The 7634-nt window shown below is 31.8% G+C and carries 4 protein-coding genes and 1 pseudogene; 2 read left to right on the forward strand and 3 right to left on the reverse strand.

Annotated elements, in window-relative coordinates; all coding sequences use genetic code 11:
• The gene (locus AJ932_RS03750; RefSeq protein WP_070232950.1) at window positions 1-2121 is read right to left on the reverse strand and encodes a methyl-accepting chemotaxis protein; all 2121 of its coding nucleotides are present in this window, start codon (window positions 2119-2121) and stop codon (window positions 1-3) included.
• 168 nt (window positions 2122-2289) lie between these two features.
• Here AJ932_RS03750 and zupT point away from each other — a divergent pair, with 168 nt between their 5' ends.
• Window positions 2290-3165: a zinc transporter ZupT gene (gene zupT, locus AJ932_RS03755; protein ID WP_070278537.1), complete on the forward strand. Its 876-nt coding sequence runs from the start codon at window positions 2290-2292 to the stop codon at window positions 3163-3165.
• A 24-nt stretch (window positions 3166-3189) separates the two neighbouring features.
• Here zupT and AJ932_RS03760 read toward each other — a convergent pair whose 3' ends face one another.
• The gene (locus AJ932_RS03760; RefSeq protein WP_070278539.1) at window positions 3190-5706 is read right to left on the reverse strand and encodes a molybdopterin guanine dinucleotide-containing S/N-oxide reductase; all 2517 of its coding nucleotides are present in this window, start codon (window positions 5704-5706) and stop codon (window positions 3190-3192) included.
• A gap of 10 nt (window positions 5707-5716) precedes the next feature.
• Window positions 5717-6292 carry a cytochrome c3 family protein gene (locus AJ932_RS03765; protein ID WP_070242974.1) on the reverse strand — a complete coding sequence of 192 codons (576 nt, stop codon included), beginning with the start codon at window positions 6290-6292 and terminating at the stop codon, window positions 5717-5719.
• 166 nt (window positions 6293-6458) lie between these two features.
• Here AJ932_RS03765 and AJ932_RS03770 point away from each other — a divergent pair.
• A pseudogene (locus AJ932_RS03770) lies at window positions 6459-7634 on the forward strand (cache domain-containing protein); the annotation flags it as partial.

Raw genomic sequence — 7634 nt, forward strand, 5'->3', positions numbered from 1 at the left:
TTAAAACCTCTTCTTCTTAACATCTTCTAAGATATTATTAGCTATATCACTTACTGTACTAGAAATAATAGCTGATTCATTAGCAATTTCAACATTATCTTTAGTAGTTTGATCAATTTGTGCTACGCTATCATTGATTTGAGTAATACCTGCAGTTTGTTCTTTAATACTTTCTGCCATATCATTGATAGATTGAACAAGTAAATTAGTATTAGCTTCTATTTCAGATAAAGACTTTTGAGTTCTCTCAGCTAGTTTTCTAACTTCATCAGCCACAACAGCAAAGCCTCTACCATGTTCTCCAGCACGTGCAGCTTCAATAGCTGCATTTAAAGCTAGAAGATTAATTTGATCTGCAATATCACCTATGATACCTGTAACATTTTTAATCTCTTCAGATTGAGTGATAACATCACTAGTTTTAACTGAAACATTTTGCATAGAAGAAGTGATCTCTTCTAAAGCTGCTGCAGTTTCTTCTAAAGATTGAGCTTGAGAATTTGAAGAAGTGGTTAAGCTTTGAACAGCAGTTTGTAATTTTCCACTTTCATTAGCTAAAGCATTAGCAAAGTCTGAACTTTGTTTTAGCATTTTAACTATTTCATCGCCTAAAGCATTAGTAGTTAATTCAACACTTCCTGAAGCATTAGAGATTTTATTTCTAAAATCTAAGCTTTTGTATTCTTCAAATATTTTATGAATAACATTCATATCAGAACCTACTCTAGCTTGTAAAACATCAAGAAGTTTATTTAGAACATTTTTAAGTTCAATAAGTTGTGGGTTTCTTGGATTAGCAGTAATTCTTGCTGTTAAATTACCACCTTCTACAACTGATACGGTTTGAACTGATTCTTTAACAGCTTGATTGTCTTGTTCTAAACCTTTTTTAGTAGCAAGGATGTTTTCGTTGATCATTTTGCCCATTTTTCCAAGTTCATCATCGGCTTTGATTGAAATTAAATCAACTTCGTGTTTTTCGTGATTTAAAAAACGAAAGAAATTTTCTAAAGATTTTAAAATGACAGGAATTCTAGATCCAACTATTTTTTTAACGCAGACATAAACTATAATCAATATGACAAGTAGTATAAAAAAAGAAATCACAATAAAAATAATTTCTAGTTTCTTTAAAGGTGCTAAAACTGAATTTTTAGGAGCAGTTACAACCATACTCCAATAACTTGAATTATTTGCAGTACTAAAAGATGAAACGGATGCATAGCTTAAATCTCCAGTTGAAGCAACATAATCATCTATTATAACAGTTTTGTGTTCTTTAACAGCATTATTGACTAACTCCACAGAGGGATCTTTATTTATATCACTGAGTGTTTTTAAAATGGCATTATGATTTTTATGAATGGCAATAACACCTTTATCAGTCATTAAAAATCTTAAATCCCCTTCAAAAAAATCTAATTTTGGGTCAAGTATGGTTTCAGAAACTTCAGAAAAATCTAAAGTATATCCAGCAACTCCAATCAATTTACCTTTATTATTAAAAATAGGCATTCCAAAATTAATACCTAGAAAATCTTTTCCATCGTAGTTAAGTTTAGTTGGTGGCCCAACAAATAAACTATCTTTATCTCCATATTTAGCGTTTTTTTCTACTTGCTCTATAATCTTTAAATTACCAAAATTATTTGGCGTTTGAATCGTTTCTATTCCTCCAGATTTTCCAGTGGTTTGATCAAAATAAATCATAGCAAAAGTTTTACCATCAGAACTTGTGTATCTTTTATCAATTCCTTGAGCATCCCCTAGCACTGAAGTATCTTTTAAATACAAAAAAGTATAAGCTGAATATAAACTACTATCAAATAAATTTTTCATTAAGCTTTCAATCAAATCAGCATCAACTTGATTATTGTGTTCAAACATATCATTTAAGGAAGTTGCGGTTCCTTTTGTAAGTGCAACAGTTTCATTTAGAATACCTTCCATATAATTGGTGTATCTTTTTGAAGCTAAAAATATTGAATCTTTGGCCTCTTTTTCCATATTTTCAGAAATATATATGGAAACTGTTGAAACTAATACGATAATGCCTAAAATTACCCCTATAGCTACAGATAGAATAAGCTTAGTGCTTATATTTAAAGAACGAAAATTCATATTTTTTCCTTAACTTTTAAAAATTTATAAAAAACTTAGTATAGTATTCTATAATTTTTTAAAATATTCTTAAAAATTTTAATATCTTTTGTAATTTTACCATATGTTAACTTTTTATAAATATAAGTATTTAAAATATTAAAATTTTATTGAAGTTAAGAATTATTAATGCAATTTACCTTTGAACAAATTTTTATCGCAATGCTACTGACTCTTTTTGCAGGTTTTTCTACAGCTATAGGTTCTATAATAGCCTTTTTTTCTAGAAAAGATGATTTAAGGGTACTTTCTTTAGGACTTGGTTTTTCAGCTGGGGTAATGATATATATTTCTTTCATGGAAATTTTACCCACTGCACTTAAAGATTTTAAAAATCACTATGATTCGCATTGGGCTGAGCTTTTGGGATTAGCTTGTTTTTTTGGTGGAATTTTAATATCTTTATTGATTGATAAATTAATCCCCGAAGATGTCAATCCTCACGAGCCTAAAGAGGATTTAAGCGAGTTAAAAATTTGTCCCTTACCTCAAAAAGGACAAAATCCTCCGAAATTTCATCCTGGAGAAAAGTTGCATCAGATCAATACTAAAGCTTTAAAACGCACAGGGATTTTTACAGCTTTGGCTATTGCTATACATAATTTCCCAGAAGGTTTTGCTACTTTTATTTCGAGTCTTGACAATCTTACTTTAGGAATTGCTATAGCTATAGCTGTGGCTATACACAATATCCCTGAAGGTTTGGCCGTGAGTTTGCCAATTTACCATGCTACAGGAAATAAGAAAAAGGCTTTTATTTATTCAGCTCTTTCGGGTTTTGCAGAGCCTTTGGGTGCTTTTGTTGGAGCTTTGATTTTATTGCTTTTTATAGGCGATCTTACTTTAGCTATAAGTTTTGCTGTGATTGCAGGAATTATGGTTTTTATATCTCTTGATGAACTTTTGCCCGCTGCAAAAACTTATGATAAGGCCCATGATAGTTTATATGGACTTATATTAGGAATGGCAATAATGGCTTTAAGTTTAAATTTGCTTGGACAATAGAAAGCCTTACGGCTTTCTTGCAATTTAATTCACACCTTTTGGCGCATTAAAGGCAGTAAGTTTTGGTAGTTCACCTTTAAATTTTTCTATGTTTACGAGCCCTGTGTGAGAGATATTGCCATTGGCAAGTTTTGAAGTTGGCATATCCATGGTTAAAACATTTGCATTTCCACATTTGCAAAGTCCGTTTTCATTAGGATCATACCAAGCACCTTCACAAATCCTTACAACCCCTTGCATGATTTCATCGCTTACAACAGCCCCTGCTAAAACTTCACCGCGTTTGTTAAACACGCGTACTACATCGCCATTTTTTATACCAAGTTTTTTTGCATCTTTGGAATTGATTAAAATCGGCTCTCTATCTTTTATTGCATAAGTATCTCTTAAGCTTGTGTGGCAAAGTTGAGAGTGCAAGCGATCTCTTGGGTGATTTGTAAGTAAGTGGAAAGGTGCTTCTTTGGTTGCATTTCCAAGCCATTCAATAGGCTCAAACCAAGTAGGATGGGCTTTGCAATCATCATAATTATAATTTTTAATCGCTTCTGAGTAAATTTCAATGAGTCCTGAATCTGTACCCAGAGCATTTAAGATAGGATCTTCTATAAATTCTGAAAAACGAGTCCATTCTAAACTTTCAGCTGTTGGTTCAAAAGTGATTGGTTCATTTTTAGCCCAAAATTCTTCAAAACTTGGCATAGGAATAGCAAAAGCTTCGCCAAAACTTTGAGTTTGTTTTAGGGCACTGTTGTAGTATTCTTTGATGAAATCTTTAGCTTTTTTGCCATTTTCTGTATAGGCATTAAAGACATCTTTTCCATAAATTTTACAAATATCAGAGAAAATTACATAATCATCTTTGCTTTCACCCACAGGCTCAACTGCTTGTTTCATAGGAGCTATATGCATATTTGAATAATCTCCTGTCATGGTAATATCATCTCTTTCATAAGATGAAGTTACAGGCATAACAATATCTGCCATTTTAGCTGTTGGAGTCCAGTAAATTTCATTTACCACAACGGTGCGTGGTTTTCTCCATGCTTTTACGTTAGTGTTAGTATCTTGATGGTGCACTAAAGGATTTCCGCCTACCCAGTAAATAAAATCAATATCAGGATAGGTAAGCTTAGAGCCGTTGTGATCTATGGTTTTTCCAGGGTGAAGTAAAGCATCAGCGATTCTTGCTACAGGGAAAGAATAACTCGCTGCATTTTGAAGCCATTCTGCGCCTTCGTTTGAAGTTTCGCTTTTTACTAAACCTTTAAATTTACCATTTTTCCAAATCCCTAAACTACCTGCTGTCATACCGCCGATAACTCCGCCTTTGCAAGTTGGAACACCGCCATTGCTGTAATGATAGCTTAGTCCAAAACCGCCTCCTTTTGTGCCGATTTGTCCTAACATTGCACAAAGAGTAACTAGCATCCAGTGAGGCTGTTCGCCATGATGTGCTCTTTGCATACCCCAACCACTCATAATCATAGTAGGATTATCATAAAAAGTTTCAGCTAATTTTTTGATAGTTTTTTCATCGATACCGCAAATTTTACTTGCCCATTTGGTATCTTTTTTCACTCCATCTTCTTTACCTTCTAAATAATCTTTAAATTTATCAAAGCCTGTAGTGTAAGTGTCTAAAAACTCGTAATTAACTTTTTTCTTAGCAATTAAATGGCTTGCCATACCCATCATTAAAGCTACATCGGTATTTGGGCGTGGAGCTATCCATTTGGCATTTAAAAATTTCGCTGTAGTGGTTTTTATAGGATCTATACAAATCACTTTGATTTTACTGTCTTTAAGTTTTTCAAAGTATGCCAAACCTCTTTGTTCGTTTGAAGTCCAAGCTATGCGTAAAGTAGAAAGCGGATCAGCACCCCAAATCACAACATATTTAGAATCACTTAAGATATTTTCCCATGAGGTTTGTTGCTCATAAACTTCAATCGATCCTACAACATAAGGCATAATCACTTGAGAAGCTCCTGTAGAATAGTCTCCTGTAGCTCCTACAAATCCACCTGTTACATTTAAAAATCTATGAAGTAAGATGCGTGAGTTTTGCATATTTCCACTTGATTTCCAGCCATAGCTTCCACCAAAAATCGCACTTGCACCTTTACTATCTCTTGTTTTTTTAAGCTCTTTGGCGATAAGCTTGATCGCTTCACCATAACTTACGCGAACAAACTCATCTTTTCCGCGAAGCTCAGGTTTAGGATTGTCAGGATTTTCAAGGTAGGATTTACGCACATAAGGATACTTCACACGAGATTTATAAACCATATCGGCAGTATAGTGCTGTAAAGGATTATCCATTTTTGTAACTTTTTCCCAAGGTTCACTTTTTACTATCTTACCATCTTTTATAGTGAGTTTTAAAATCCCCCAGTGTGCTGCGGTAATCACTTCTCCATTTTTTACAAGTCCGAGGCTAACTTTTGAAGCTTCTACGGTTTTTCCTGCACTTAAGCTTGGAATGAGAGGTAAAGCACTTAAGCTCGCTCCAATTTTTAAAAATTTTCTTCTATCTAGCATGCTTTTCTCCTTATTTTGTTTTAAAATCTTTTGCGTTTTTTTGTAAGTATTCTATAACTAGCCATCTGTCTTTTTTATCAATACCTGTTCTATCGGCCATAGAACGGAAAATTGCAGGCCAAGCATTAGCTGTAAATTCTTTTTCTTTGTGGATAGCGTGGCAAATTCCACAGTTATTTACAAAAAGCTCTTTGGCTCGATTTAACATTTCTTTATTGTCTTTGACAAATTCTTTTTTATCTGCCCAAATTTCAAGGCTTACCTTATCCCATTTTCCATTTTTTCCAGTTATTCTTTGAGAGAAATTTAATTTTGTATTTTTAGAAAAAGCTGCAACAATAATTCTTTGAGAGTCATTGAAATAAATCACAGAAGGTGCTTTAGGATTTACATAACCATCAATTTTTAGCAAAACCCTGTTATTTGCGCTTTTTAACACTTCAAAAGGATTTGTAGGTAAAAGTCTTCCTATGACTTTAGTATCATCTTTATTAAGATAAAGCGATACAACTTCATCAGTATAGGCGGTATTTTTTGCCCATAAACATGTCGCTAGGACAACAAAAGAAATGAAAATCTTTTTCATTGCTATTCCTTAATATAAATTTGATGTAAATGTATTTTAACATTATTTAATTTAATTATTAATTAATATTAACAAAATATTAATTAATAATTAATAACTTTTTTAGAAAAAAATAAGCATTTTATAGTTATAATTCTAGAAAATAAATATACAAGAAAGGAAGACAATGTTAAAATCTATCGGAACTAAATTAACCCTTTCAGTAATTGGAAGTGTTATGGTTAGCTTAGTCTTTATGATTGCCATCATATCATGGAAAGTTTCTCAAAATATGGAAAAAGAAGCAGAAATTGCTCTAGATATAGCTTCAAAAAGATATGTAAATTATATGCAATCCACACTTAACGAACCTTTTTTACTCTCTAAAGCATTAGGTACTAGTATACAACAAGTTATTAATGATAATGGGAATATTGACATTAATGTATTGGAAAATTTGACCAAAAAAACATTAGATTCAAGTATGCATACCACTTATGCTTTTTTATACATTAAAGATCTTTCAGTCTTATCAGGAAATAAAGAAAAAGACATTCAAAATGGAAATTTATCTATTGTTTATAATGATTCAACTCCAGGGATTGACGGAGGTATTAAAACATTTATACAAAATAAAAATATGTATAACAGTATACCTGTAATCTCAAAAATTGAAAACAATGTGCACAATGGAGAACAAAAGATTATTTTTGGTTCAGTTAAGCGTCTTGATTATGGCAATGGAGAATTTTTAGGGATAAACTTAGGAATGCCTATTTTTAATCAAAAAGGAGATTTTGCAGGAGTTATTGGTTTCTCTTTAGAGCTTTCACAGATGTCTAAAGCTTTACTTGATCCTTCATTAAATTTTCACGAAGGAGATCAAAGATTACTACTTACAGATGATGGAACATTTGTTATACATGAAAATCCTAAAGCAATTTTGCAAAAAATCAATGAATACAACCATTCTCCTTCTGTAGCTCCTATATTAAGTGCTATTAAAGAACATAGAGATATTTTAATCAATAATTTTTATACATCTACAGGTTTAACTAGTTATGCTTCGGTTGTCTCCTTTAGTACCCTAGAAGATTCAAGTTATTGGAGTATACTTGTAACAACCCCTAAAAATTCAGTTTTAAAACCTTTATATAATCTTCAGTTAATTATAGTTGCTGTAGTTGTTATATTTTTAATTATAATTTCAGCTATTGTATATATGTGTATAAAATATATGGTAAGTGCAAAAATTAATTCAATTTTTAAATCTTTGCAAAATTTCTTTGACTTCATCAACCATAAAACAAAAAATGTTTCCACTATAGAAGTAAAAAGCAATGATGAATTTGGACAAATCTCA

Origin of the sequence: Campylobacter sp. BCW_6873 (assembly GCF_001762365.1) — a bacterium.
Lineage (GTDB): Bacteria > Campylobacterota > Campylobacteria > Campylobacterales > Campylobacteraceae > Campylobacter_D > Campylobacter_D jejuni.

What these genes read in the sequence shown, in the direction of transcription:
- zupT (WP_070278537.1), top strand. Translation starts at nt 2,290, where the DNA reads ATGCAATTTACCTTTGAACAAATTTTTATCGCAATGCTACTGACTCTT.
- AJ932_RS03750 (WP_070232950.1), bottom strand. Translation starts at nt 2,121, where the DNA reads ATGAATTTTCGTTCTTTAAATATAAGCACTAAGCTTATTCTATCTGTA.
- AJ932_RS03760 (WP_070278539.1), bottom strand. Translation starts at nt 5,706, where the DNA reads ATGCTAGATAGAAGAAAATTTTTAAAAATTGGAGCGAGCTTAAGTGCT.
- AJ932_RS03765 (WP_070242974.1), bottom strand. Translation starts at nt 6,292, where the DNA reads ATGAAAAAGATTTTCATTTCTTTTGTTGTCCTAGCGACATGTTTATGG.